The sequence below is a fragment of the Pseudomonas sputi genome (assembly GCF_021603585.1).
GTDB classification, from domain to species: domain Bacteria; phylum Pseudomonadota; class Gammaproteobacteria; order Pseudomonadales; family Pseudomonadaceae; genus Aquipseudomonas; species Aquipseudomonas sputi.
This window is the reverse complement of sequence record NZ_BQHI01000009.1, coordinates 26340-51444: the sequence shown is the minus strand read 5'-3', so window position 1 is coordinate 51444 and position 25105 is coordinate 26340. Positions and strand designations below refer to the sequence as shown.

At 60.5% G+C, this 25105-nt stretch carries 21 protein-coding genes and 5 tRNA genes; 7 read left to right on the top strand and 19 right to left on the bottom strand.

Annotated elements, in window-relative coordinates; all coding sequences use genetic code 11:
* Window positions 1–59: 59 nt before the first annotated feature.
* The gene (locus L6D81_RS14815; protein WP_236180483.1) at window positions 60–1751 is read left to right on the top strand and encodes a molecular chaperone HscC; all 1692 of its coding nucleotides are present in this window, start codon (window positions 60–62) and stop codon (window positions 1749–1751) included.
* On the opposite strand, the gene L6D81_RS14810 is transcribed toward L6D81_RS14815, so the two are convergent.
* The 12 genes from L6D81_RS14810 to gltX form a co-directional block, all read right to left on the bottom strand.
* Window positions 1748–4444 (bottom strand): J domain-containing protein, encoded by a 2697-nt coding sequence (locus L6D81_RS14810; RefSeq protein ID WP_236180481.1) that lies wholly within the window; start codon window positions 4442–4444, stop codon window positions 1748–1750. The two genes, L6D81_RS14815 and L6D81_RS14810, sit on opposite strands and share 4 nt — an antisense overlap.
* A complete protein-coding gene (locus L6D81_RS14805; RefSeq protein WP_236180479.1) occupies window positions 4441–5136 on the bottom strand; it encodes a DUF1266 domain-containing protein in 696 nt (231 codons plus the stop codon). The genes L6D81_RS14810 and L6D81_RS14805 overlap by 4 nt, the downstream gene beginning before the upstream one ends.
* Before the next feature lie 185 nt (window positions 5137–5321).
* Window positions 5322–5765, bottom strand: coding sequence for an Hsp20 family protein (locus tag L6D81_RS14800; RefSeq protein WP_236180477.1), 444 nt, complete (start codon window positions 5763–5765; stop codon window positions 5322–5324).
* Between the two features lie 120 nt (window positions 5766–5885).
* A complete protein-coding gene (locus L6D81_RS14795) occupies window positions 5886–6845 on the bottom strand; it encodes a tRNA dihydrouridine synthase (RefSeq protein WP_236180475.1) in 960 nt (319 codons plus the stop codon).
* 35 nt (window positions 6846–6880) lie between these two features.
* Window positions 6881–7342, bottom strand: coding sequence for an acyl-CoA thioesterase (locus L6D81_RS14790; protein ID WP_039770148.1), 462 nt, complete (start codon window positions 7340–7342; stop codon window positions 6881–6883).
* A gap of 47 nt (window positions 7343–7389) precedes the next feature.
* Window positions 7390–8223 carry an alpha/beta fold hydrolase gene (locus tag L6D81_RS14785; RefSeq protein WP_236180473.1) on the bottom strand — a complete coding sequence of 278 codons (834 nt, stop codon included), beginning with the start codon at window positions 8221–8223 and terminating at the stop codon, window positions 7390–7392.
* Between the two features lie 30 nt (window positions 8224–8253).
* Window positions 8254–8793 (bottom strand): TetR/AcrR family transcriptional regulator, encoded by a 540-nt coding sequence (locus tag L6D81_RS14780; protein ID WP_236180471.1) that lies wholly within the window; start codon window positions 8791–8793, stop codon window positions 8254–8256.
* Window positions 8794–8976: 183 nt separating this feature from the next.
* Window positions 8977–9052 (bottom strand) — tRNA-Glu (locus L6D81_RS14775).
* Between the two features lie 78 nt (window positions 9053–9130).
* Window positions 9131–9206 (bottom strand) — tRNA-Ala (locus L6D81_RS14770).
* A gap of 53 nt (window positions 9207–9259) precedes the next feature.
* Window positions 9260–9335 (bottom strand) — tRNA-Glu (locus L6D81_RS14765).
* Between the two features lie 79 nt (window positions 9336–9414).
* Window positions 9415–9490, bottom strand: a tRNA-Ala gene (locus L6D81_RS14760).
* Between the two features lie 202 nt (window positions 9491–9692).
* Window positions 9693–11174, bottom strand: a complete 1482-nt coding sequence (gene gltX / locus L6D81_RS14755; RefSeq protein WP_007956429.1) for a glutamate--tRNA ligase — start codon at window positions 11172–11174, stop codon at window positions 9693–9695.
* A gap of 230 nt (window positions 11175–11404) precedes the next feature.
* On the opposite strand from gltX, the gene L6D81_RS14750 reads away from it, so the two are divergent.
* Window positions 11405–12454, top strand: a complete 1050-nt coding sequence (locus tag L6D81_RS14750; RefSeq protein ID WP_236180469.1) for an HlyD family secretion protein — start codon at window positions 11405–11407, stop codon at window positions 12452–12454.
* Window positions 12444–13994, top strand: coding sequence for an MDR family MFS transporter (locus tag L6D81_RS14745; RefSeq protein WP_476748320.1), 1551 nt, complete (start codon window positions 12444–12446; stop codon window positions 13992–13994). The genes L6D81_RS14750 and L6D81_RS14745 overlap by 11 nt, the downstream gene beginning before the upstream one ends.
* 60 nt (window positions 13995–14054) lie before the next feature.
* On the opposite strand, the gene uvrB is transcribed toward L6D81_RS14745, so the two are convergent.
* A complete protein-coding gene (gene uvrB / locus L6D81_RS14740; protein ID WP_236180467.1) occupies window positions 14055–16070 on the bottom strand; it encodes an excinuclease ABC subunit UvrB in 2016 nt (671 codons plus the stop codon).
* 337 nt (window positions 16071–16407) lie between these two features.
* On the opposite strand from uvrB, the gene L6D81_RS14735 reads away from it, so the two are divergent.
* Complete coding sequence (locus L6D81_RS14735; RefSeq protein ID WP_039770139.1) at window positions 16408–17604, top strand: amino acid aminotransferase; 1197 nt, start codon at window positions 16408–16410, stop codon at window positions 17602–17604.
* 111 nt (window positions 17605–17715) lie between these two features.
* Window positions 17716–17916, top strand: a complete 201-nt coding sequence (locus L6D81_RS14730) for a hypothetical protein (protein ID WP_007956421.1) — start codon at window positions 17716–17718, stop codon at window positions 17914–17916.
* Here L6D81_RS14730 and L6D81_RS14725 read toward each other — a convergent pair.
* Window positions 17913–18143 (bottom strand): hypothetical protein, encoded by a 231-nt coding sequence (locus tag L6D81_RS14725; RefSeq protein ID WP_236180465.1) that lies wholly within the window; start codon window positions 18141–18143, stop codon window positions 17913–17915. The genes L6D81_RS14730 and L6D81_RS14725 overlap by 4 nt on opposite strands.
* Window positions 18144–18371: 228 nt before the next feature.
* Here L6D81_RS14725 and L6D81_RS14720 point away from each other — a divergent pair.
* Window positions 18372–18447: transfer RNA gene (locus L6D81_RS14720), tRNA-Asn, on the top strand.
* A gap of 122 nt (window positions 18448–18569) precedes the next feature.
* On the opposite strand, the gene L6D81_RS14715 is transcribed toward L6D81_RS14720, so the two are convergent.
* A complete protein-coding gene (locus L6D81_RS14715) occupies window positions 18570–20090 on the bottom strand; it encodes a nucleobase:cation symporter-2 family protein (protein WP_085690393.1) in 1521 nt (506 codons plus the stop codon).
* 347 nt (window positions 20091–20437) lie between these two features.
* On the opposite strand from L6D81_RS14715, the gene L6D81_RS14710 reads away from it, so the two are divergent.
* On the top strand, window positions 20438–20767 hold the full coding sequence (locus L6D81_RS14710) for a BrnA antitoxin family protein (protein WP_236180463.1): 330 nt from the start codon (window positions 20438–20440) through the stop codon (window positions 20765–20767).
* Window positions 20768–20770: 3 nt separating this feature from the next.
* On the opposite strand, the gene L6D81_RS14705 is transcribed toward L6D81_RS14710, so the two are convergent.
* The 4 genes from L6D81_RS14705 to L6D81_RS14690 form a co-directional block, all read right to left on the bottom strand.
* The gene (locus L6D81_RS14705; protein WP_236180460.1) at window positions 20771–21598 is read right to left on the bottom strand and encodes an arylamine N-acetyltransferase family protein; all 828 of its coding nucleotides are present in this window, start codon (window positions 21596–21598) and stop codon (window positions 20771–20773) included.
* Between the two features lie 101 nt (window positions 21599–21699).
* Window positions 21700–22494 carry an exodeoxyribonuclease III gene (gene xth / locus L6D81_RS14700; protein WP_236180458.1) on the bottom strand — a complete coding sequence of 265 codons (795 nt, stop codon included), beginning with the start codon at window positions 22492–22494 and terminating at the stop codon, window positions 21700–21702.
* 74 nt (window positions 22495–22568) lie between these two features.
* Entirely contained in the window at window positions 22569–24011 is a 1443-nt protein-coding gene (locus L6D81_RS14695) for a mechanosensitive ion channel family protein (RefSeq protein ID WP_236180456.1), read from the bottom strand.
* Between the two features lie 139 nt (window positions 24012–24150).
* A complete protein-coding gene (locus tag L6D81_RS14690) occupies window positions 24151–25017 on the bottom strand; it encodes a pirin family protein (RefSeq protein WP_236180454.1) in 867 nt (288 codons plus the stop codon).
* Window positions 25018–25105: the final 88 nt, after the last annotated feature.

The window sequence follows — 25105 nt, the reverse complement described above, 5'->3', positions numbered from 1 at the left end:
TGCCAGGGTTGGCGGCAACCTGTAGGGTCGCTTTTTTTCGCGCTGTTTCGAGATCGATCATGCAGGATGCAACCCTTCCCCGCCCGGCCCTGCTGGGCATTGACCTTGGTACCACCAACAGTTTGATCGCCGTCTGGCAGGACGGTCAGGCCCGATTGATCCCCAACGCCCTTGGCGAGGTGCTGACCCCGTCGGTGGTCAGCCTCGATGAAGACGAGACCATTCTGGTCGGCAAGGCCGCCCGCGCACGCCTGACGACCCACCCGGAACGCACAGCCGCCGCGTTCAAGCGCTTCATGGGCAGCGACAGGAAAATCGAACTCGGCACACAAACCTTCAGCCCGGAAGAGTTATCGGCCTTGGTACTTGGCTCACTCAAGCAGGACGCCGAGGCTTTTCTCGGCCAGCCGGTGGCTGAAGCGGTGATTTCCGTGCCGGCGTATTTCAGTGACGAGCAACGCAAACGCACCCTGTTTGCCGCCGAACTGGCAGGCCTGAAGGTTTCCCGACTGATCAACGAGCCAACCGCCGCCGCGATGGCGTACGGGCTGCACGAGCAGAAGTTCGAACGCACGCTGATCTTCGACCTGGGCGGCGGGACGTTCGATGTCACGGTGCTGGAATATGCACTGCCGCTGATCGAGGTGCATGCGTCCACCGGCGACAACTTTTTGGGTGGCGAAGACTTTACCGCTGCCCTGCTGAATGCCTGTCTGAAAAACTGGCAGCTGACCCCGTCGATGATTGATCCGCAAGGCATGGCCAGCCTGGGTGATGCCCTGGAACAACTCAAATGCAAACTCGGCGAAGGCACTCAATCGTTGAACTGGCGCCATGCTGACAAACTGTACGAATGGTCGCTGGACGAAGCCGCTGCCGTGAAGATCTGGGAACCCTTGCTGACACGGCTGCGCGCGCCGATCGAACAGGCCCTGCGCGATGCGCGCCTGAAACCACGGGATCTGGACAGTCTGGTGCTGGTGGGTGGGGCGACGCGGATGCCTGCGGTACAACAGTTGGTCGCCACCCTGTTCGGACGCCTGCCTTACCGGCATCTTGATCCGGACACGATCGTCGCGCTCGGTGCTGCCACGCAAGCGGCCTGCAAGGCACGCGATGGTGCGATCGAAGAACTGATCCTGACCGATGTCTGCCCGTATACGCTGGGCATCGCGACCATGCGTGGCAAAGGCATCGACGGCGCCTTTTCGCCGATCATCGAACGCAACACCATCATCCCGACGTCACGGGTAGAGCGCTACCACACCACCCATCCGCGGCAGGAGCTGATCCGCATTGCCGTTTACCAGGGTGAGCGGCCGTGGGTACGTGACAACATCCTCATTGACGCTTTCGATGTCACCTTGACGCCCACCGATAACATTCAGGAGCTGGACGTACGCTTCAGTTACGACATCAACGGTTTGCTCGAAGTCGACGTCACGCTGCTCGAGACCGGCGAACGCCACAGCCACAGTATCGACCGCAGTCCCACCGGACTGGATGAGCAAGCGCGCAGAGACAGCCATAACCGACTGTCAACACTGAAGGTCCATCCACGCGATGCATTGCCCAACCGCACACTGCTGGCCCGCCTGGAACGGGCATGGATGCAGAGTCTGGGCACACAGCGCGAACACATTGCCGAGTGGCTGCACAACTTCACCACGGTACTCGGCGGGCAGCAGCCGGCAGAGATCGCCAGCCACCGCTCGGAACTCAACAAGGCGCTGGACCAGTTGCGCCTCTAGCCGTTGAGTCGCCGCAGAGCAGCCTGCAGGCCACCGGACAGCATCTCGCCACCCCCGCTGTCCGGAGGCACCCCATACCGGTTGGGCAACTTGTCACCGGGAAAGCCGAACAGCAGCAGCGGCAGGAATGGCAAGACCGGCGACAGGGCCATGAATATCAGCAACGTGGGCAAACCTCGACCCATGTCGTGCAAACGACGCAGAGTGGCGCCGAATAACAACAGAACACTGAATAACAGAATCAGAATGCCTAAGAACGTGGTACTGCTGATCAGCCCTGCCACCGGCGCAATCACCACACACCCCAGAACCTGAGCGATAAAAGCCTTGCGCCCCAGCCGCGAGCCCAGGCGCCAGATCGCCCCAGCCGGCACCGGCTGAATATCACTGTTGGCCAGCATCAAACGCTCCGACCAGGACAGTAAGGCACACAGCGCCAGGCGCAAGCCGATACTGTTCTGCACGTCATCCTTGCCCTGCTGCAATTGGCGCAGCACTCGCGTTGTCGGCACACCGGCAGCGCCATAGCGAACCATGGCCTTGAGCGCATCGAGAGACTCGTACGCCAACAGTTTGTCGACCCCGAAATCCGTCAACACCTTGCGCGGCGGCCACACCGGCTCGCCCTTGATCAAGCCGTCACGAAACCCTTCGAACCAGTCGTCCTCGCAACTGACCGCCGCGATGGATTGCAACAACGCACGATGTTGCTCGGCGCTCAGGCTCGGGTCGTGATAGAGCACGCCCCAGAACATCAACAAACCCAGCAGGTCGTCGCCACATGCAGCGCGATCGCTTTCGATGCAGGTGTAGAGCAGGGTATTGGCAGGCAGACGGGCACTGTCGAGGGCCTGCTGCACGCTGAACAATTGCTGCACCAACAAGCCGTGTACCGGATCATTGCCTTGCAGCCAGCCCAGCAAACCGTCGCAATTGCCTTGTTCGCGTTGCAAACGGCGCAACAGTGGCTGCAATCGGCTAACGGGATGAGCCGGATTGAACGGCAGACGTTCCAGGCACTGCCCATCGATCAATTGCAGCCAGCGTTCCGGCTGATCCAGCAATGCCAGCAAAAACATGGTTTGAGCGTGCCATTCCCACGCGGCCTCCCCCAGCCCGACCGGCGGCAACCCGATCCCGCGACGGCTCAACTGAAAAAGCAGATCGAGTTCGGACAGGTCACAGTCGTCTTTGACGGCACCCAAACTGAACGCTTCGGCGATGCGCTCCAGGGCGGTGTCACTGTAGGGCCGCAAGCGACGCAACCACAGGCGACAGACCTTGTGCAGCGCGCCGTTTGTCAGCTCCTGCGGCAATTGCTGCGATGTTGAATCCGCTTCGCTGAAGGCGCTCATCGCCTGCGCAATCGGCGCATTCTCCAACCAGCGCAGATGCTGCCCGGCCTGGGCTTTGAACCCGCTCAACACCAGGCATTCGAGCGCATCGACCGGGAGCGGCTGATCCAGAATCCGCTGCAGCAAGACCGCATCACCGCGATGCAGCGCCCACGCATGCCGGTACAGTTGCAGCAGCCGGCTGTCGGCATTCTCACCCAGCAGTTGGGCAAGCAACGGGAGTTCATCGCCCGTCATGCGCCAATCGACAAAACTCTGCGCCAGGCTATTAAGCTTCAACCGCCCGACACCCAACCAACGGTTCAGCGTCTCGGGGCGTTGCGACGGACTGCCGTATACCTGAGCGTCATCCCCGAGATCCGCAGGCCAGTGAGAAAACTCGTCCAGACAATCGAACGCCTGAACCAGCAGAGGCAGAAAAGTCGGTTGCCGCTTGGTGCACAATTCCAGCAGACGACTTTCGGCCATCGGATGGCGGAACTCGTTCCACAGCCTGATCCAGCACGGCAATGCCTGATCGTCCCGCCCCAGCAGACTGCTCTGACACGCCAACAGGTAAAGCCAGTCCACATCATCAGGTGCTTCCAGCTGCTTTTCGACGCAGCACTGCAAAAAAGTCGATGCACCGATGCCCGCCTGAGTGAACTGCACCAGCAAACGCTTGATGAACGCAGCATCATCCGGCAACGGCAGACAGGTGTGCTGGCTGGCGAAGTCGGCAAACTCATGGAGTGGACGCTGGGTGAAAATGAAGTCGAGGCTGCGGGCGTACCAGAGTGTTTCGGTCTGCGCAGCCTCTGACCAGGCGCTCATCAGATCGGTATCAAACGGGTCAGGCGTTTCGATTCGCTGCAGAAAGGCTTCCACCCGCCGCGCGTCTTCGAATTCCAGATCCAGCAACTGCTGATCCCAGGCCATTCGCCTGGCCAACAGATTCGCGCAGCGGTAGGACAGCGGACCGGCATCAGCCATCCGGTGGTAGAGCCCCCAACCGAGTTCATCAAGCTGTTCCAGCGACAGCTCATCAAGCGCCCGGACAAATGCCTGCCACGCCTCGAAGTTGAACCGTCGCGCGGGATCGTCAAGCAATTCGCAGAAATCCACGAACGCCTGCGGGACCTCGACAACCTCCTGCTCTGACTCTTCAGTTTCTTCCTCGAGCGCTTGTTCCTCGTCTTCACGCGCCAGGCGCAACGCGTTTTCGTAGGCCATGCGCAGCGCCTGAAATCCTTCCGGATCGGTTTCCGGATGATGCGACGGTAGACGTGCGCGGTAGGCATCGCGAATCAGGGTTTCGTCGGAGGTGGGCTCGATGCCCAGGCGAATCCAGCAACTCATGACCAGTCGAACTCCTTGAGCGATGCCGGACGGGGCAGCAGATCAATCTCCATGTGCCAGGACAGGTCGGACAGAAAGTGCGGGATGTTCTGGGCGAGGCCGCGGGCGATCCGCAGGTTATGAGCACTGTCCCCCTGCCGTTCCAGCTCGCAGGCCAGCTCGTCGTCGCTCGTGTTCAGGCAGCACCAGAAGCTGCGCCCCACGACAAAGCCATTGAAGTAGGACATCCAGCTACCGTAGTGAAATTGCGCCCTGACGGCCAAACAACTGTGCAGCCAGTTGCTTTCGGCCAGATCAATCCACTGATTGCGCACCGCGCAACGCAGGAGAAATCCCATCCGCCCGTAGTCCCAGGACAAAATCCCTCCGGGACCGCAACCTCCAAAAGTGCGACTGGCAAACTCATGCAGAACACGCTCGCGAGGGGTCAGCTGCTCCAGCAAGCGCTGCCATTCACTCGGCAGACAACGTTGCCACGCCGAATAGGCTCCACTCAGGTGCTTGGCATGTCCGTCGTCCGTCATCCATTGGAGCATGTCGAACAATTGCCGCCGGTCATCGATACCCCAACTGTCCTTCAGATCGATGTAGCGGTCGTCGCAGAACGCGGGGTCGTCGTACCCAGCGCCGGTGTTGAGCGCTGCCATTGGCGCAGAAAGGGCGCACAGCCAGCGCTGTTGAATATCGTCCATGAAAAAAGGCTCCACGCCGACCGATAAGGATGGGGTCGGCAACACTGCGGCGGATTGTAGAGAAACCGCCGCCGCCGGCAAAGTCGAACAGCTGTTTTCTTGCGCCCACAAAAAAGGCCCCGACGTATCGGGGCCTTCATTCAGCGGCTTATCGCCCGTTCAGACGATTTGTTTCTGTAAGTGACTCAGTGTTGCAGCGCCGGCTGCGACCCGTTGATCGGGATGCGCTTGGCTTTCGCCTCTTCCGGAATCACGCGCAACAGGTCGATGCTCAACAGACCGTTGCTCAGGCCGGCGGCCTTGATCTCGATGTGATCGGCCAGGCGGAAGGACAGCTTGAATGCACGCTGGGCAATGCCCTGGTGCAGGAACGTGACGCCTTCATTGGCATCACGCTTGCCGCCACTGATGGTCAGCACGCCTTTTTCGACTTGCAGTTCCAGGTCTTCTTCCTGGAAACCGGCCGCCGCCACGACGATGCGGTATTGATCGTCACCGTGTTTTTCCACGTTGTAAGGCGGATAGGTGCTGCCTGGCTCGTTGCGCAGGGCGGTTTCGAACAGGTCGTTGAAACGGTCGAAACCTACCGAGGAACGGAACAGTGGAGCGAGGGAAAATGCAGTACTCATGATTCAAATCTCCTGAAAACAATCAGCAAGTTTTTTTGTCTCCGCGACCCGAATTCGGCATCGCGTAACCCTTAGATAGGGACCTGCGTTTTGTTTTCAAGAGCGTATTTGAAGATTTTTTCAGGCCGCTTCGGCGACCGGCAACCCCAGTAAACGCGAGACTTGATCCGGCTCGGTTTCACGCCGAAGCACGGTAAACAGCTCGGTGGCCTCAGGATAATTGCGGGTCAGCATGGCCAGCCATTGCTTCAAACGGCCCGGCGACTGGCGAGCAGTCATTTGCGCTTTGGCTTGCAGCCAGAAGTCCTGGATCAGTGGCATCAGCTCGGCCCAGGTCATCTCGACGACCTCCTCACCGGCACGGGCGGCGGCGATCTGTTTGGCCAGATCCGGACGCGAGACCAGACCGCGACCGAGCATGATGTTTTCGACGCCGCTGATTTCCCGGCAACGGTGCCAGTCTTCGACGCTCCAGATGTCGCCGTTGGCAAATACCGGCACCTTGACCACGTCCTGCACGCGCGGAATCCACTCCCAATGTGCCGGCGGCTTGTAGCCGTCGACCTTGGTGCGGGCATGAACCACGATGTGCTCGGCGCCGCCCTCGGCCAGTGCCGTGGCACAGACCAGCGAGCCGTCCGGGCTGTCGAAACCCAGGCGCATCTTGGCGGTGACGGGAATGTGCGCGGGTACGGCGCGACGGACGTGCTCGACAATCCGGTTGAGCAGCTCCGGCTCCTTGAGCAGTACCGCACCGCCACGGGATTTGTTGACGGTCTTGGCCGGGCAACCAAAGTTCAGGTCGATCACTTCAGAGCCCAGCTCGCAAGCCAGCGCCGCGTTTTCTGCCAGGCACACCGGATCGGAACCCAACAACTGCACGCGCAATGGCACACCGCAAGCCGTGCGCGCACCATTGAGCAGTTCAGGGCCGAACTTGTGGAAATAGGCTGGGGTCAGCAACTGGTCGTTGACCCGAATGAATTCGGTCACGCACCAGTCAATACCGCCGACACGGGTCAGAACATCGCGCAGGATGTCGTCGACCAACCCTTCCATCGGCGCCAGAGCAATTTGCATGGGAAACACACACTCAAGGAAAAACGTGCGGCAGTTTACTGGGTTTCGCGGGCTAAACCCATGTCCGCCGTCTGTATGGCCGGGCCGTAGCCTTCGATGAACTCGGCGGGCATGCGCTTGGGCCTGCCGGTGGACAGCTCGATGCAGACGAAAGTGGTCTGGGCACGCAGCAGCGTGGCGTTGTCGCTGGGGCGGATCAGCTGGAAGTGACGGGTCATTTTCAGACGCTGGTCCCAATCGACGATCCAGGTCGCCAGTTGCAGTTCATCGCCTTCGTAGGCAGCGGCCAGGTAGTCGATTTCGTGTCGCACCACGGCCATCGCCCGGTCCAGGCGCCGGTACTCGACCAGATCCAGCCCCAGGCGCTGCGAGTGGCGCCAGGCGCAGCGCTCGAGCCAGGTCACGTAGACCGCGTTGTTGGCGTGGCCCAGCCCGTCGATGTCCTCGGCGCCCACTTGCAGATCAATGGTAAACGGCGTTGCCCGATCCCAGCCCATGCCCTACTCCCGGTCAGATGATTCAACCGGGGCAGTGTAACGGATGACTACGCCGATTGCCGCGCCTGAAGGCTGCGCCCGGCCAGCAGTGATAGCACGCCATCAATCACCCGAGGGTCGGCCAGCACGCGCTGGTGACCGCCGGCCTCCAGGCGCAACAGGCGGCTGTCGAACCAGGACTCGTGAATCAGTTGGGATTCCTTGACCGAGACAAAGGTGTCGTCCTCGGCATGCACGATCAGGCCTGGCATATCCAGTTGATAGTGGGCGACATCGAGGTTGGCGGCGCGCATGCCGACGTCCTGTTCGACTTGTCGAATGAACGCTGAACGAGCTCTGGGCGGCATGCCGACGTAACGGGCAAACCCGCGCAACACCCCGAGAATCCGCGCTGGAGCGGCGATGCTCACCAGGGTTTCGGTACGCAAGCCCAATTGCACCGCGAGCATGGCACTGGCGCCGCCCATGGAATGGCCTATTACGGCCTGCAACGGCGGCAACTCGGCCGCGGCTTCAAGCATCGCGCGGGCGAACAGCACCACGTTGGCTTCACGCCCCGGGGAACGACCGTGGGCCGGGCCATCAAGCGCGACAACGGTGTAGCCCGCTTCGACCAGCGCCGTGATCAGCGCGGCAAACTGGGTGGGCCGCCCTTCCCAGCCGTGCATCAGCAAAACAGTCGGGCCTTGCCCCCAGCGCAGGGCCGAGAGGCCGAAGCGCAAGGTGATGCGTTCGGATTTCGCCAGCAGCGGCAATTCCCAGTCTCGCGGTGCATTCGCGCGCGGCGTCATGAACGCCAAACGCATTTTGCTCGCCACCAGTTTCGGTGCGAACCAGCCCAAGGTGCCATTAACGCCGCGAACCCACTTCAACGTGCTCATCGCTCTCTCCCCGGGCTTGTAGCCTTCAGGTCAACGCACCGCCGACTTGGCAGCGCGCAGCAATCGATCGGATAAATCCCCAGGGCCCAACGCTCTTGCGAGCGCCAGGCCACCCACCATCAAGGCTACGTCGGCCAACGCTTTGTCGGTGTCTTCCGGCGTTGCCGCCAACTGCGCAATCATCAATTCCAAGTGTTCGTTCAACGCGATCCGAAAGGCCTCCGGCAGACGGCCCAATTCGCCAATGGAGGCCGGAATCGGGCAGGCAGAGTCGCTGGAATCGCGATGCTTGCGCGACAGGTAGAACGCAGCCACCAGGGCGCGGCGTTCTTCACCGGTCAGGTCGCTGTCCATGTCGGCAATCAGGTCGCGGCGGCGACCGAGCAATTGCTTGAACGCCTCAAGCATCATGGCGTCCTTGCTTTCGAAGTGCGCGTAGAATCCGCCGACGGTCAGGCCGGCCGCCCCCATCACTTCGCCCACGCTCGGTTCAGCCGGGCCGCGCTGGATCAGTGCAGCACTGGCGGCCTTGAGAATGCGTTCGCGGGTTTGAGCTTTCTTGTCGTTCATCGTCGCCTCCGAATATTACGATAGCAATATTATTCTCATAATAATATTCCGCAAGTCACATGCGTGACCGCTGGTCTGAAGCACAGTGTTAAGGAAAAAGAGAATTTGGCCAAACGCCAGACAAACAAAAGGGCCATTCAATAATTGAATGACCCTTATAAAATCCCGCAAAGCGGGTAATCGTGGCGTCCCCTAGGGGACTCGAACCCCTGTTACCGCCGTGAAAGGGCGGTGTCCTAGGCCACTAGACGAAGGGGACACAAACCTTCTATACAACTGATCAGCGCTGAGTACTGATCGATTCAAGGCCGGTGTGGCCAGACCTTGAACTGTAAATTGGTGGAGCTAAGCGGGATCGAACCGCTGACCTCCTGCATGCCATGCAGGCGCTCTCCCAGCTGAGCTATAGCCCCGGATTTTTCGCCTCTCGGCGGAGCGACATCTTGCAACATCGCTTCTGTAAAACTGGCGTCCCCTAGGGGACTCGAACCCCTGTTACCGCCGTGAAAGGGCGGTGTCCTAGGCCACTAGACGAAGGGGACGCAAACCCTTCTATACAACTGATCAACGCTGAGTGTTGATCGCTTCGAAGCCGGTGTGGCCAGGCTTCGAAGTGTAAATTGGTGGAGCTAGACGGGATCGAACCGTCGACCTCTTGCATGCCATGCAAGCGCTCTCCCAGCTGAGCTATAGCCCCTCATCGCTGATGTCATCGCTGAGGACGGGGCGAATCTTAAGGGCGTATCGAAAGGCTGTCAAACTTATTTTTGAAAAATTTCAAAATTTTTTGTCGGCATAACAATCACTTACCGCCCTCCCCCCGTAAATTCGGGGGAAAACACCGAAGGACAGGATCAAAAGATCCTGACCTTCGGCGCGTCCTGCAGCGTCAAACGCAATCAGGCGATGGCGCCCAACAGCTTTTCCCACTCTTTGTTTTCTTTCTTCGACACGCCGCCCAGCAGGTCAATCGCCTGGCGCAGACGGAAACGGGTCAGGTCCGGCCCGAGGATTTCCATCGCATCGAGCACCGACACCGAACTCGCCTGCCCGGTGATCGCGGCGAACATCAGCGGCATCGCATCACGCAGCTTCAGCTCGAGGGATTCGACCACCGCCTGAATCGTCGCGGTGATGCTGTCCTTCTCCCACTGACGCAGACTTTCCAGCTTCCACAGGATCAATTGCATCAGTTGACGCACCTGATCGCCCGAAAGCTTTTTCGATTCGAACAGCTTGGCATCCGGGTTCACGCCACCGGCAAAGAAGAACCCGGCCAGCGGTGCAACCTGGCTGAAGGTTTCGACGCGGCCCTGAACGTGCGGCGCGATCTTCATCATGTATTCGGAATTGAACGCCCACTTCTGCACGCGAGCGGCGAACTCTTCCACCGGCAGATCACGCAGCCACTGACCGTTGAGCCACGACAGTTTCTCGATATCGAAGATCGGCCCACCCAGCGACACACGCTTGAGGTCGAAATTGTCGACCATTTCCTGCAGCGAGAACTTCTCGCGCTCGTCCGGCATCGACCAGCCCATGCGGCCCAGGTAGTTAAGCATCGCCTCAGGCATGAAGCCCATGCGCTCGTAGAACGTCACCGAAGTCGGGTTCTTGCGTTTGGACAGCTTGCTCTTGTCCGGGTTACGCAGCAGCGGCATGTAGCACAGCTCCGGTTGTTCCCAGCCGAAGTACTCATAAAGCAGGATCAGTTTCGGCGCCGATGGCAGCCACTCTTCACCACGCAATACGTGGGTGATGCCCATCAGGTGGTCGTCGACCACGTTGGCCAGGAAGTAGGTTGGCAGGCCGTCGGTTTTCATCAGCACTTGCATGTCCATGCGATCCCACGGGATCTCGACATCGCCACGCAGCATGTCCGGCACCACGCAGACGCCTTCGCTCGGCACTTTCATGCGGATCACGTGCGGCTCGCCGGCAGCCAGGCGACGGGCAACTTCTTCCTTGGACAGCAGCAGCGCACGGCCGTCGTAACGCGGGGTTTCGCCGCGAGCCATTTGCTCGGCGCGCATCTGGTCCAGCTCTTCGGCGGTGCAGAAGCACGGGAAGGCATGGCCCATGTCGACCAGTTGCTGGCAGTACTTCTGGTAGATATCGCCGCGCTCGCTCTGCCGGTACGGGCCGTGCGGGCCGCCGACGTCCGGGCCTTCGCTCCAGTCGATGCCCAGCCAGCGCAGGGCGTCGAAGATCTGCTGTTCGGACTCGCGGGTCGAACGCAATTGATCGGTGTCTTCAATGCGCAGGATGAACTCACCGCCGTGCTGCTTGGCAAAGCAGTAGTTGAACAGTGCGATGTAAGCGGTACCTACGTGGGGATCCCCGGTAGGCGATGGCGCGATGCGAGTGCGGACGGTGGTCATGGCATGTCTCGAAAAGAATGAAAAGCAAAGAACGATCAAGCGGCGAATGGTAACAGGCGACACCCGCCCCGCTCCAGCGGGCAGGGCATTTAAGCCAAGGTTGCGTCTGGAACGCCCGTTGGCCGAGGTGAATGGCCGAATATCACCAGACGGCATTTACCGTTCATCGGCTGTATGCCAGATTCGCCCGCTGATAACTTTCCTTACAATTACTCGACTGCAGTTTGCCCATGCCTGCCCAACTCAAGCGTCGCCTGTTGATTTTCCTGCTGCTGGTCCTGTTGATTGCCGGGGGCTTTTTCGCCCATTGGTTTTTCAAGGGACGCTTTTATGAAAGCACCGACAACGCCTATGTCCAGGGTGAAATCACCCGCGTGTCGAGCCAGTTGAGCGCACGCATCGACGAAGTGCTGGTGCAGGACAACCAGCATGTGGAAAAAGGCCAGTTGCTGATCCGTCTCGAACCGAATGATTTCCGTCTCGCCGTCGATCGCGCCAATGCCGCCCTCGCCACCCGCGAAGCCGAACGCCTGCAGGCCCAGAGCAAATTGACTCAGCAATCGAGCCTGATCGCCGCCAGCGATGCGCAAGTGGCATCCACACAAGCCACCCTCGGGCGCTCGCAGATGGATTTGTCGCGGGCAGAAACCCTGCGCAAACCCGGCTACGTCTCCGAGGAGCGGGTCACCACCCTCTCCGCCGACGCCCATATTGCCCGCTCGCAAGTGGCCAAGGCCCAGGCCGATGCCCAAAGCCAGCGCCAGCAAGTCAACGCGCTGACGGCCGAGATCAAACGCCTCGATGCGCAGATCGCCAACGCCCGCGCCGACCTCGCCCAGGCTGAACTGAACCTGACCCGCAGTGAAATCCATGCACCGATCAGCGGCCTGATCGGTCAGCGTGCCGCGCGCAATGGTCAAGTGGTGCAGGCCGGGGCCTATCTTTTGTCGATCGTTCCGGACGAAGACATCTGGGTGCAGGCCAACTTCAAGGAAACCCAGATCGGTCACATGCAGCCGGGCCAGAAGGCCGAACTGGTCTTCGATGCCTATGGCGATACGCCGATCGAAGCCCGGGTCGACAGCCTGTTCGCAGCCTCCGGCGCGCAGTTCAGCCTGTTGCCGCCGGACAACGCCACCGGCAACTTCACCAAGGTGGTACAGCGGATTCCGGTCAAGCTGACCTTCAAGGCCGATAACCCGCTGCACGGCAAGATCCGTCCGGGCATGTCCGTCACCGCCACCGTGAACATCAAAGACGCCCCGGACAATGTCCGGTGATTCGCTGATCCGCCCGGTCGGCGAACCGACCCGGCGGGACTGGATCGCGGTGATGAGCGTGATGCTCGGCGCCTTCATGGCGGTGCTCGACATCCAGATCACCAACTCCTCGCTCAAGGACATTCAGGGCGCCCTGTCGGCGACGCTGGAAGAAGGCTCGTGGATTTCCACCTCTTATCTGGTGGCGGAAATCATCATGATTCCGCTGACCGCCTGGCTGGTGCAGTTGCTGTCGGCCCGGCGACTGGCGGTGTGGGTGTCGCTGGGTTTTCTGATTTCTTCGCTGTTGTGCTCGATGGCCTGGAGCCTGGAGAGCATGATCGTGTTTCGCGCCATGCAGGGCTTCACCGGCGGCGCGCTGATCCCGCTGGCGTTCACCCTGACCCTGATCAAACTCCCCGAACACCACCGCGCCAAAGGCATGGCGATGTTTGCCATGACCGCCACCTTCGCCCCGTCCATCGGCCCGACGCTGGGCGGCTGGCTTACGGAAAACTGGGGCTGGGAGTACATCTTCTATATCAACATTCCGCCGGGACTGATCATGATCGCCGGACTGATGTACGGCCTGGAGAAGAAAGAAGCGCACTGGGAGCTGCTGAAAAGCACCGATTACACCGGCATTCTGACGCTAGGTGTCGGCCTCGGTTGCCTGCAGGTTTTTCTTGAGGAAGGCCATCGCAAGGACTGGCTCGAGTCGAGCCTGATCGTGACGCTGGGCAGCATCGCCCTGCTGAGCCTGATCACCTTCGTCATCGTGCAGATTTCCAAACCCAACCCGCTGATCAACCTCGGCATCCTGCGCAATCGCAATTTCGGGCTGTCGAGTATTTCCAGCCTCGGCATGGGCGTTGGGCTGTACGGTTCGATCTATCTGCTGCCGCTGTACCTGGCGCAGATCCAGAACTACAACGCCCTGCAGATCGGCGAAGTGATCATGTGGATGGGCGTGCCACAGCTGTTCCTGATTCCGCTGGTGCCGAAACTGATGAAATTCGTCTCGCCGAAATGGCTGTGCACGATCGGTTTCGGCCTGTTCGGGCTGGCGAGTTTTTCATCCGGGGTGCTCAACCCGGATTTCGCCGGGCCGCAGTTCAACCAGATCCAGATCATCCGCGCGCTGGGTCAGCCGCTGATCATGGTGACCATTTCGCTGATCGCCACGGCGTACATCCTGCCGCAGGACGCGGGCTCGGCATCGAGCCTGTTCAACATTTTGCGCAACCTCGGCGGCGCCATCGGCATCGCGCTGCTCGCCACCCTGCTGGATGCGCGCACCAAGACCTACTTCGATTACCTGCGTGAAGCGGTGGTGCCGACCAATCCGCAGGTGGCCGAACGCCTGGCCTCGATGACTGATCGGTTCGGCAGTGACACGGCGGCTTTGGGCAAGTTGAGTGAAATCGTTCATCAGCAGGCACTGATCATGGCCTACAACGATGCGTTTCATTTTGTCGGGATTGCGCTGGGAATCAGCATGTTGGCGATTTTGCTGACCAAGAAACTGCCCGCCGGACTGAAGGCCGGCGAGGCACATTAACCTTGAGCGGACGCAGAGCGTCCAGGGCTGCATTCCTACGCAGAACGTGGGAACGATCCGTCAGACGGCCAACAGCCGCTCACGCAGCTTGGCGATTTCGTCGCGCATCTGTGCTGCCGCTTCGAATTCCAGGTCCCGGGCCAGCTGGTACATCTTCTCTTCCAGTTGGCGGATGCGCTTGGTGATCTCGCTCGGCGAGCGCAGTTCGGCCTCGTACTTGGCGTTTTCTTCGGCGGCCTTGGCCATGCCTTTGCGCTTCTTGCTGCGCGAACCGGGCACGGTGGCGCCTTCCATGATGTCGGCGACGTCCTTGAACACGCCCTTCGGCGTGATGCCGTTGGCCAGGTTGAAGGCGATCTGCTTGTCGCGACGGCGCTCGGTTTCGCCAATCGCCCGCTCCATCGAACCGGTGATGCGATCAGCATAGAGAATAGCCCGCCCATTGAGGTTACGCGCCGCACGGCCGATGGTCTGGATCAGCGAACGCTCGGAACGCAGGAAGCCTTCCTTGTCCGCATCGAGGATCGCCACCAGCGACACTTCCGGCATGTCCAGGCCTTCACGCAGCAGGTTGATCCCCACCAGCACGTCAAAGGTGCCCAGACGCAGGTCACGGATGATTTCGACCCGCTCGACGGTGTCGATGTCCGAGTGCAGATAACGCACGCGCACGCCGTGATCGGCCAGGTAATCGGTCAGGTCTTCGGCCATGCGTTTGGTCAGCGTGGTGACCAGAACCCGCTCCTCCACGGCCACGCGCTTGGTGATTTCCGACAAGAGATCGTCGACCTGAGTCAACGCCGGGCGCACTTCAACCTGCGGGTCGACCAGCCCGGTCGGGCGCACAACCTGTTCGATCACCCGCCCGGCGTGCTCGGCTTCGTAGTTGCCGGGGGTGGCCGAGACGAAAATGGTTTGCGGGCTTACCCCCTCCCACTCGTCGAAGCGCATCGGCCGGTTGTCCAGCGCCGATGGCAGGCGGAAACCGTACTCCACCAGCGTCTCTTTGCGCGAGCGATCACCCTTATACATCGCGCCGACCTGCGGCACGCTGACGTGGGATTCGTCGATCACCAGCAACGCGTTGGCGGGTAGGTAATCGTAGAGCGTCGGCGGCGCCGCACCGGCCGGACGGCCCGACAGGTAGCGCGAGTAGTTTTCGATGCCGTTGCAGTAACCGAGTTCGAGGATCATCTCCAGGTCGAAGCGGGTGCGCTGTTCCAGACGCTGGGCTTCCACCAGTTTGTTGTTGTTGCGCAGGTATTCCAGGCGCTCCTGCAACTCGACCTTGATCCCCTCGATGGCGTCGAGCAGGGTTTCCCGGGGCGTCACGTAGTGGCTTTTCGGGTAGAAGGTGAAGCGCGGCAGCTTGCGGATGACTTCGCCGGTCAGAGGGTCGAACGCGGAAATGCTTTCCACCTCGTCATCGAACAACTCGATACGGATCGCTTCGAGGTCGGATTCGGCCGGGTAGATGTCGATCACATCGCCGCGCACGCGGAAGGTTGCGCGGGCGAAATCCATGTCGTTGCGGGTGTATTGCAGGTCGGCCAGACGCCGCACCAGCGCACGCTGGTCGAGCTTGTCGCCGCGATCGACGTGCAAGACCATTTTCAAATAGGTTTCCGGGCTGCCCAGACCGTAGATACACGACACCGTGGTGACGATGATCGCGTCCTTGCGCTCCAGCAACGCCTTGGTGGCCGACAGACGCATCTGCTCGATGTGATCGTTGATCGACGCATCCTTCTCGATGAAGGTGTCGGACGACGGCACGTAGGCTTCGGGCTGGTAGTAGTCGTAGTAGGAAACGAAATACTCGACGGCGTTGTTCGGGAAGAACGACTTGAACTCGCCGTACAACTGCGCGGCCAGGGTCTTGTTGGGTGCCAGCACCAGGGTCGGACGCTGCACCTGGGCGATCACGTTGGCGATGCTGAAGGTCTTGCCCGACCCGGTCACCCCGAGCAGCGTCTGGTGCGACAGCCCGGCTTCGATGCCTTCGACCATCAGGCGAATGGCTTCGGGTTGATCGCCGGCGGGGTCGAAACGGGTGACGAGCTGGAATTCAGACATAAACACCTCTGGAATCGAGACGCGACGGGCAAACCGCAGCACCACGAGAAAGACCGCAAACGACCGATGTCGCGCAAGAAAAAACGAAGATTGTGCTGAATGTGGAGCCGATTGCCTCGCCTTTCAAGGCAAACGTCCTACATCCGGTAAAGTCTCCGACAGATCCATTCGACTAACGGTCGAGAAATAATCGGAAAAACTTACCTTAAAAGCCGAATCGCCTGTCGCCATTGATCGATGATGGCCTCTATACTAGCTCCCCGTTTGTGCACCGCTCTAGTGCATTCGGCTGGAGCGCGACACGTCCCTCCACTCTCCATTCAGAGCCGCCGTAAAAATGAGCCTGTTCTCCGCTGTCGAAATGGCACCCCGCGATCCAATCCTGGGCCTCAACGAAGCATTCAACGCCGATACCCGGACCAATAAGGTCAATCTCGGGGTGGGTGTGTACTGCAACGAAGAGGGGCGAATTCCACTCCTGCGCGCCGTCATCGAAGCCGAAACCCTTCGCGCCGCTCAGCACGCCTCGCGCGGCTACCTGCCGATCGACGGTATCGCGGCCTACGACCAGGCCGTGCAAAAACTGCTGTTCGGCAATGACTCGCCGCTGCTGGCGGCGGGCCGCGTTGTCACCACCCAGGCCGTAGGCGGCACCGGCGCACTGAAAATCGGTGCCGACTTCCTCAAGCAACTGCTGCCCAATGCCGTCGTGGCGATCAGCGACCCGAGCTGGGAAAACCATCGCGCGCTGTTCGAAACCGCCGGTTTCCCGGTGCAGAACTACCGCTACTACGACGCCGCCACCCACGACGTGAACCGTGCCGGCCTGCTGGAAGACCTCAATGCCCTGCCGAACGGCTCGATCGTCGTACTGCACGCTTGCTGCCACAACCCGACCGGCGTCGATTTGAGCCCGGCGGACTGGAACAACGTGCTGGAAGCAGTCAAGGCCAAAGGTCACGTGCCGTTCCTCGACATGGCTTACCAGGGTTTCGGTGACGGCATCGCCGAAGACGCCGCTGCCGTGCGTCTGTTCGCCGAGTCCGGCCTGACCTTCTTCGTATCGAGCTCGTTCTCCAAGTCGTTCTCGCTGTACGGCGAGCGCGTCGGTGCGTTGTCGATCATCAGCGAATCGAAAGAAGAAAGCGCCCGCGTACTGTCGCAAGTCAAACGCGTGATCCGCACCAACTACTCCAACCCGCCTACTCACGGCGCAAGCATCGTCGCCGCTGTGCTCAACAGCCCGGAACTGCGCGCTCAGTGGGAAGCCGAACTGGCTGAAATGCGCCTGCGCATTCGCGGCATGCGCGAGCAGATGGTTGCTCTGCTGGCGAAGAAAGCCCCGCAGCGTGACTTCAGCTTCGTCGGTCGTCAGCGCGGCATGTTCTCCTACTCCGGCCTGACCACCGAACAGGTTCACCGCCTGCGCAACGAGTTCGGCATCTACGCCCTGGACACCGGCCGCATCTGCGTCGCCGCGCTGAACCAGAGCAACATTGAAGCCGTGACGGACGCCATCGTTCAGGTCATCTGATCCGGCGCAGCACTGAAAACGGGAAGCCTTCGGGCCTCCCGTTTTTATTTGTCTGAAGAAATACCGCTACAGCCTCTAGACTGCACACAGACGATATTTCAGAGAACCGACATGAAAAACGATGACCTGCGCGCCGACCGCGACGATCTGGATGACTTCATCCCTCGCGCCCCGGCCAAACGCGGCAATAATCTGGTACTGCAAGTCGCGGCCGGGGTGTTTCTCGGCGGGCTGGCGCTGTGGCTGGTGCAACTGGGCGCGACGATGCTCTACGCCAAGCTGATGCTCGGCACCTTCACCTTCGGCGGTTAAACCAGCTCCGCTGCACGCTGAGTCGCCGCGTCGTCATAAACGACATAGAGCGATTCGGCGACCTGGCTTTTGATCGCCTTGGTGCTTTCCAGGCCGAGGACAAAACCTTCGGCCTTGCCGCCTGCGCGGTTCAGCTCTTCAGCCGTACCGGCCTGAGTAATCGCGTCGTAAAGCTTTTCGGCGTGCGGGCCAACGCCTTTGGGCAGACTGATTTGCGCGGTGCTCATGCGAACACCTCGACAGGACAATGGGTGAGGATGGGGCTATTCATGGCGCATACCTTTTCGGCGAATGGCCGGCAGCGCGTGTCACCACTTCCGGGCGGCCATGGTAGACCTCTGGTGGCCTTCTGGTAACCGCCAATTGCCGATAAAGCGCCGCCCGTCCTGACCTTTCCAACAAATTTACATCTCGCGCTTGACTAGTCTTTTTAAATCAGTAACATACGCACCAATTCCGCAATAGCTCAGTTGGTAGAGCAAGTGACTGTTAATCACTGGGTCCCTGGTTCGAGTCCAGGTTGTGGAGCCAAATACAGAACCCCTGAATCGAAAGATTCAGGGGTTTTTTGTGGGCGCTGAAAAAGCGGCGCCATAGAAAAAGGGCCGATCAGTTTCGCAACTGATCGGCCCTTTTCTATTCAGGAACAGCAGTCAGACGTGCTCGCTGCTCTTGGCATGTGCCTTCGGCGCGCCATGACCGTGGTCCGAATCCGGATCGATCACCGGCACTTCGTTGCCGTCGCAGTCATGCAGCTTGCCGTCGCTGAAGTAGTCGCCTTCACGCAGCGCCGCCAGATCGCGATAACGCAGGGTCCGCTCTTCTGCCGCCGCAAACACCGACTGCTGATCCGAGTTGCCCGCCGTGAAGTGGTTGAACGCCAGGTTCAACAGGATCGCCATGATCGCCGACGAACTGATGCCCGAATGGAAAATGGTCGCGAACCAGCTCGGGAAGTGGTCGTAGAAGTTCGGCGCGGCAATCGGGATCATGCCGAAGCCGATCGAGGTGGCGACGATGATCAGGTTGACGTTGTTGCGGTAATCGACCTTGGACAGCGTGCGGATCCCGCTCGCCGCCACGGTGCCGAACAGCACGATACCGGCACCGCCGAGTACCGAAGTCGGCACGGCTGCGATGACCCGGCCCATGAACGGCAGCAGGCCGAGGATCACCAGGAAGATGCCGCCGGTTGCCACCACATAGCGGCTCTTGATGCCGGTCACCGCCACCAGCCCGACGTTCTGGGCGAAGGCGCTTTGAGTGAACGAGCCGAAGATCGGCGCGAACATGCTCGACAGCATGTCCGCCCGCAGGCCGTTGCCCAGGCGTTTGGAATCGACCTTGGTGCCGATGATTTCACCGACCGCCAGGATGTCCGCCGAGGTTTCCACCAGGGTCACCATGACCACGATGCACATCGACAGGATCGCGGCGAAGTGGAAGGTCGGCATGCCGAAATGGAACGGTGTCGGGAAGCCGAACATCGGGCCTTGGGTGACGTTGGAGAAGTCCGCCATGCCGAGGAACACCGCCAGCACCGTGCCGATCACCATGGCCAACAGGATCGACAGACGCGAAATGGTGGAGCTGCCGACCTTGCTCAGCAACAACACCAGCACCAGCGTGACCGCCGCCAGACCGATGTTCTGCATGCTGCCGAAGTCAGGCGCATGACTGTTGCCGCCCATGGCCCAGCGTGCGGCCACCGGCATCAGCGTCAGGCCGATGGTGGTGATCACGATACCCGTGACCAGCGGCGGGAAGAACTTGGTGATGCGCGAGAACACCGGGGTGATCAGCAAGCCGATCAACGACGCCGCAATCACCGCGCCGAGCACCGACTGGAAGCCGCCCTCCCCGCCGCTGCTGACAATCGCCACCATCGTGGCAACGCCAGAGAACGACACGCCCTGCACCAGCGGCAACTGACATCCGAAAAACGGTAAACCCAGGGTTTGCAGCAACGTGGCCAGCCCCCCCGCAAACAATGAAGCAGCAATCAACAGACCGATGTCCGCCGGCGACAGCCCGGCGGCCTGACCGATGATCAGTGGCACCGCGACGATACCGCCATACATGGTCAGAACGTGTTGCAGGCCGTAAGCCATATTCGCGCCGACCCCGAGATTCTCGTCCTCGGGCCGTTGGTGTGAAACATGGGGCGTTTTCATGGTGGGGGAGTTCCCTGGTTTTTGTTATGCACACACTGTATGCAAGAGTCAGGACAAATGTCCATAGACTTGTATACAACTTATCAGTCACATAATGGTTAGCCAGCCACCCCACCTTCTATCCCGCTGCTTTCATCCCCCCACAAATCCGGCAACACATCCCCAATCGAGTTCACGTTTTATCCGCCCAGGCTGAAGTGTTCACGGCGACCGACGGCGCGGCCGCACTTTTTATACATATAAAATATGCATAATGAAGTCATTCAAGATTCAGTTCGACAAAAGCAAGAATGCTGCCAACGCGTTCGAGCCCAGCGAGCAATGGCAACTTTGCGCAGAGGTGATCAATGAAAGATGAATACGATTTCAGCGAAGGTAAACGCGGCGCCAGTGCGCCCACCAAGGGTAAAACGCGCATCACCATCATGCTTGATGATGCGGTCATCGAAGCGGCACGTACGGTCGCCGAAGAGGAAGGGTTTGGGTATCAGACGGTGATCAACAACACCCTGCGCCACGCATTGCTTAACAGCCGTGGCGCAACCGATGAACTCGAACATTCCAGCGGGCAATTCAAGCAAGGCATCACCGCCACCGACCTCAAGAGCCTTGAGAAAAAACTGTCGGCGGCCGTGAACGAGATCCGGCGGGTACTGGAACCGGACGTCAAACCGTAGCGTTCAAACTGGCTGAATCAAGCGCGCCAGAGCCTCTCGCGCACCAGGCTGGTGCGGCAAGCGCAGGCCAAATTCCCGTTCCAGCAATTCAATCAACTCATCGACATCCGTCACTTCGCGCCGCTCGCTCTCGGCGCCGATGCGGTGAATGGCGAAACTGCCGTTGTTCATCGTACGCCGCCAGCCGTCGCCGGTACGCGCCACCATCAGGCGCTGGGCGAATGGCGAGTCCGGGTGGGTCGAGACGTACCAATTGCCGAGGGTGTAATCGATGTCTTCCTGGCGTTGCAGGTCGAACAGGTACATCGGCCGCCATTCGCCAGCGACCCTGGCCCGCAGCATGTAGCCATCGGCCTGCACTTCGATGCGATACGGCTCGTGCGGCGTGAATTGCTCAGCCTCGGTATCGAGCACCAGCGGTGCGGTCGGCACCATGCCACCGAAGCCGACGTCGGTGATGTAGCGCACGTCGTCAATGGTCACCAGGCTCAAGCGGTGGGTGCGCGCCGTCCAGCTGCCCTCGGGCTGATTCATGACCACTCGCCCGCTGATCCCCCGCGCATCGAACCCCAGCTCCAACAGCAACGCCAGAAACAGGTTGTTCAGCTCGTAGCAGTAACCGCCCCGGGCGTCATGAAAGACTTTGCGTTCGATGGACGGCAGATCGATCAGGACGGGCTCGCCACTGAGCGTCGACAGGTTTTCGAAAGGAAAGGCGCCGGTATGGCGCAGTTGCAACAGGCGCAGGGTTTCAAGGGTCGGTGTCGGGGGCACATCGAATCCCAGGCGTTGCAAATACTGTTTCAGATTCGTCAGGCGTGGCTCGCTCATTGCTGGGTCCTTTTGCATGGGGGCGCGGATCGTTCCGCCGATGTTCGCCCTGTATACGGGATCCTGGGCTCGAATCGACAATTGAATTAACCAATCACCGGCTAGCGTCTTTTACGCGAATCGATGCAAATCCACGTCGGCGCGTGGTCGCTGGCATGCGGTTCATTACGCACCCAGGCATCCACACCGGCCTCGTGCAGATAAGGTTTCAGCTTTGGATTGAGCAGCAGATGGTCGATCCGCAGCCCGGAGTTCTTCTGCCAGTGCTGACGGAAATAGTCCCAGAAGGTGTACAGCCGATCTTCGGGATGCAGATGCCGCAAAGAGTCCGTCCAGCCCTGATCCAGCAGGCGCTGATAGCACTCGCGGCTTTGCGGTTGCAACAGCGCATCCTTGAGCCACGAACGGGTGTTGTAGATATCCAGATCCGTGGGCACCACGTTGTAATCGCCGGCCAGCACCACCGGGTGATCGCTGCTTTGCAGATCCCGGGCGTATTTGATCAGGCGCTCGAACCAGGCCAGTTTGTAGTCGAACTTCGGCCCCGGTTGCGGATTGCCATTGGGCAGGTACAGGCACCCCACCAACACCCCGTGCACCGCCGCTTCGAGGTAGCGACTGTGTTTATCGTCGGGATCGCCGGGCAGACCGCGCCGGCTCTCCAGCGGTTGCGCATCACGGGCAAGAATCGCCACACCGTTCCATGACGCCTGGCCGTGCCAGATGGCACCGTAGCCGGCGGCCTCCAGCTCGGCGGCAGGAAACGCACTGTCCACCAGCTTGAGCTCCTGCAGACAGGCGATGTCCGGCTGCTCGCGCTTGAGCCACTCCAGCAGGTTCGGCAGACGGGCACGCAGACCGTTGACGTTGAACGTGGCAATGCGCATTTTTTTCATCGTCCGGGCTCCTGCCATTGACCGATAAAAACTGTGACATCAGCCCTGCACAACGGTTGCGTCGGATCCACCACTCACACGCGGTTGCGCAGCCACTGCAGGAAACCTTTTTTCGGCACCGCCACCGGCATTTCTTCCGTCAGGGATTGCGCCTTGTGCAGGCGGAAATCAAGCAGCGCCTTCATCGCGTCGTTGACGTCGTGGCGGGCGTCCAGGCACGGTTTGAGATAGGACTTCTCGATGCGGTACAACGCGCAAAAGGTTTTTGCCGAGAAGTCGGCCGGCAACGACGTATCGGACACAATACCCGCCTCGCCGATCACTTCACCCGGCCCCATCCGCCCGGACTCGAACGGCGTGCCGTGGCGTTTGAGCGTCACCGACACCACGCCGGACTCGATGATGAACAGGTGATCGCTGACCTCGCCGCCCGCCAGGATCATCTCGCCGGCACGGAAGGTCTGCAGGGTCATGTTCTGGCTGAACGTTTCTTTCTCTTCCTGACGCAGCGTGGAAAAAATCGGCGAACTGTCGAGCAGCGCCCGCGGGCGTGAGAGATTGCTCGGCACGCCGGGCTCATTGCTCGACAGCAGATTGACCCCGGATGCTTGCAGATGCCGGTACGCCAGGTCGAACAGCTGATTGCGCACCACGCGCTTTTCGCTCATTGAGGCGACAAACCCGCTGATTTCATATTCGCTGCCGGCACTGCTGGAGCTCTTCAGCGCGACACTCGGCGCGGGGCTCTCCAGCAATTGGCGACAGCCCTGCATCGCCCGCTCCAGGGCATCGATCACCGAACCGGGCCGCGCATGCGGGCTGACCTGCACGCTGACGGCAACCCCGAACATATTGCTCGGCCGGCTGAAGTTGATGATCTTGGCCTTGGCCGCCAGCGAGTTGGGAATCACCGCCATGCTGCCCTGACTGGTTTGCAGGCGCGTGGCGCGCCAGTCGATGTCGGTAACCCGGCCTTCGGTGCCGTCGATGGAGATCCAGTCATCCAGTTGATAAGGCTTGGTGGTGTTGAGCACGATCCCGGAAAACACGTCGCTCAAAGTGCTCTGCAACGCCAGCCCGACGATGATCGCCAGCGCCCCGGACGTTGCCAGCACGCCCTTGACCGGCAGATCCAGTACGTAGGCCAGTGCCGCGATGATCGCAATCAGGAAGATCACCGCACCGAGCAGATCCTGCAACAACCGCCCGGTGTGCCCGACCCGCTGCATCATCACCGCGCCGATCAACACCGTCAGGGTCCGAGCGCCGAACAGCCACCAGCCGATCTGCAGCCCGGTCGCCGCCAGGTGCAACGGTACGTTGTCGGCCCACGGTGCGGGCTCCATCGGGTTGAGCCCTTCGTTGAACAACAAGATGCTGAACAGGGCAAAAATCAGCACCCGCACCAACAGTTTCCACGCGCTGCCGTGGGCGCTGATCAGGCGCCACAGACCGAGATCGATCAGGATCAGAATCAGGGCGCAAAACAACGGATGATCGGTGAGCAGAGACAGCATCAAACAACTCCGACAGGGGCCAGTCGCGAGAAGATCGCACAGATTGGGCTCAGTGTAGGAGTAATTGATTTGGCGAGATGAACGCCGCTGCGCACGCTCAAAAAAAACCGGCCGGCGCACGTGGCGCCTGCCGGGATTTTCAGCCGTGCATCTGGCCGAAGCGGCCGGACTGGAAGTCGGCGAAGGCCTGGTGGATTTCCTGCTCGGTGTTCATCACGAACGGGCCGTGGCCGACGATCGGTTCGTCGATCGGCTCGCCGCTGAGCAGCAGCACCACCGCGTCCTGGCTGGCTTCAAGGGTGATGCGATCGCCATCACGCTCGAACAGCGCCAACTGGCCTTCGCGCATCGACTCCCCACCGTTGATCTGTACCGAACCCTTCAAGACCACCAATGCGGTGTTACGGCCTTCATGCAGATTCAGCGAGAGCAACTTGCCAGCGTTCAGCCGCAGATCCCACACATCGATGGGCGTGAACGTGCGGGACGGGCCCTTGTGACCATCGAACTCACCGGCGATCAGACGCAGGCTGCCGGCGCCGCCCGTGAGTGCGATGTTCGGGATGTCACTGTCCAGAATGGTCTGGTAGCCGGGCGCGGCCATTTTGTCCTTGGCCGGCAGGTTGACCCACAGTTGCACCATTTCCAGGTTACCGCCGGTTCGGGCGAAGTTTTCCGAGTGGAATTCCTCGTGCAGGATTCCGGAAGCGGCGGTCATCCACTGCACATCCCCCGGGCCGATGGTGCCGCCGCTGCCGGTGGAGTCGCGGTGCTGCACTTCGCCTTCGTAAACGATGGTCACGGTTTCGAAGCCACGGTGCGGATGCTGACCCACGCCGCGTCGCTCGGTGGTCGGGGTGAATTGCGCAGGCCCGGCGTGATCCAGCAGCAGGAACGGGCTAATGTGCTGACCAAGGTTGTCGTAGGAAAACAGGGTACGCACCGGGAACCCATCGCCGACCCAATGGCCGCGAGGGCTGGTGTAAATACCGATGAGTTTTTTCATGGTGGACTCCGCAATCAGGTTGATCATGGGTCGATCATAAATTCGCCACGTATTCAGTACTAGTCAGCCAAAACCGCCCTCATCGTCC

What these genes read in the sequence shown, in the direction of transcription:
- L6D81_RS14800 (WP_236180477.1), bottom strand. Translation starts at nt 5,765, where the DNA reads ATGAGTACTGCATTTTCCCTCGCTCCACTGTTCCGTTCCTCGGTAGGT.
- L6D81_RS14725 (WP_236180465.1), bottom strand. Translation starts at nt 18,143, where the DNA reads ATGAGCACCGCGCAAATCAGTCTGCCCAAAGGCGTTGGCCCGCACGCC.
- L6D81_RS14735 (WP_039770139.1), top strand. Translation starts at nt 16,408, where the DNA reads ATGAGCCTGTTCTCCGCTGTCGAAATGGCACCCCGCGATCCAATCCTG.
- L6D81_RS14815 (WP_236180483.1), top strand. Translation starts at nt 60, where the DNA reads ATGCAGGATGCAACCCTTCCCCGCCCGGCCCTGCTGGGCATTGACCTT.
- L6D81_RS14690 (WP_236180454.1), bottom strand. Translation starts at nt 25,017, where the DNA reads ATGAAAAAACTCATCGGTATTTACACCAGCCCTCGCGGCCATTGGGTC.
- L6D81_RS14750 (WP_236180469.1), top strand. Translation starts at nt 11,405, where the DNA reads ATGCCTGCCCAACTCAAGCGTCGCCTGTTGATTTTCCTGCTGCTGGTC.
- gltX (WP_007956429.1), bottom strand. Translation starts at nt 11,174, where the DNA reads ATGACCACCGTCCGCACTCGCATCGCGCCATCGCCTACCGGGGATCCC.
- L6D81_RS14705 (WP_236180460.1), bottom strand. Translation starts at nt 21,598, where the DNA reads ATGAGCGAGCCACGCCTGACGAATCTGAAACAGTATTTGCAACGCCTG.
- L6D81_RS14710 (WP_236180463.1), top strand. Translation starts at nt 20,438, where the DNA reads ATGAAAGATGAATACGATTTCAGCGAAGGTAAACGCGGCGCCAGTGCG.
- L6D81_RS14715 (WP_085690393.1), bottom strand. Translation starts at nt 20,090, where the DNA reads ATGAAAACGCCCCATGTTTCACACCAACGGCCCGAGGACGAGAATCTC.
- L6D81_RS14795 (WP_236180475.1), bottom strand. Translation starts at nt 6,845, where the DNA reads ATGCAAATTGCTCTGGCGCCGATGGAAGGGTTGGTCGACGACATCCTG.
- L6D81_RS14780 (WP_236180471.1), bottom strand. Translation starts at nt 8,793, where the DNA reads ATGAACGACAAGAAAGCTCAAACCCGCGAACGCATTCTCAAGGCCGCC.
- L6D81_RS14810 (WP_236180481.1), bottom strand. Translation starts at nt 4,444, where the DNA reads ATGAGTTGCTGGATTCGCCTGGGCATCGAGCCCACCTCCGACGAAACC.
- L6D81_RS14745 (WP_476748320.1), top strand. Translation starts at nt 12,444, where the DNA reads ATGTCCGGTGATTCGCTGATCCGCCCGGTCGGCGAACCGACCCGGCGG.
- L6D81_RS14730 (WP_007956421.1), top strand. Translation starts at nt 17,716, where the DNA reads ATGAAAAACGATGACCTGCGCGCCGACCGCGACGATCTGGATGACTTC.
- L6D81_RS14805 (WP_236180479.1), bottom strand. Translation starts at nt 5,136, where the DNA reads ATGGACGATATTCAACAGCGCTGGCTGTGCGCCCTTTCTGCGCCAATG.
- uvrB (WP_236180467.1), bottom strand. Translation starts at nt 16,070, where the DNA reads ATGTCTGAATTCCAGCTCGTCACCCGTTTCGACCCCGCCGGCGATCAA.
- L6D81_RS14785 (WP_236180473.1), bottom strand. Translation starts at nt 8,223, where the DNA reads ATGAGCACGTTGAAGTGGGTTCGCGGCGTTAATGGCACCTTGGGCTGG.
- L6D81_RS14790 (WP_039770148.1), bottom strand. Translation starts at nt 7,342, where the DNA reads ATGGGCTGGGATCGGGCAACGCCGTTTACCATTGATCTGCAAGTGGGC.
- xth (WP_236180458.1), bottom strand. Translation starts at nt 22,494, where the DNA reads ATGAAAAAAATGCGCATTGCCACGTTCAACGTCAACGGTCTGCGTGCC.
- L6D81_RS14695 (WP_236180456.1), bottom strand. Translation starts at nt 24,011, where the DNA reads ATGCTGTCTCTGCTCACCGATCATCCGTTGTTTTGCGCCCTGATTCTG.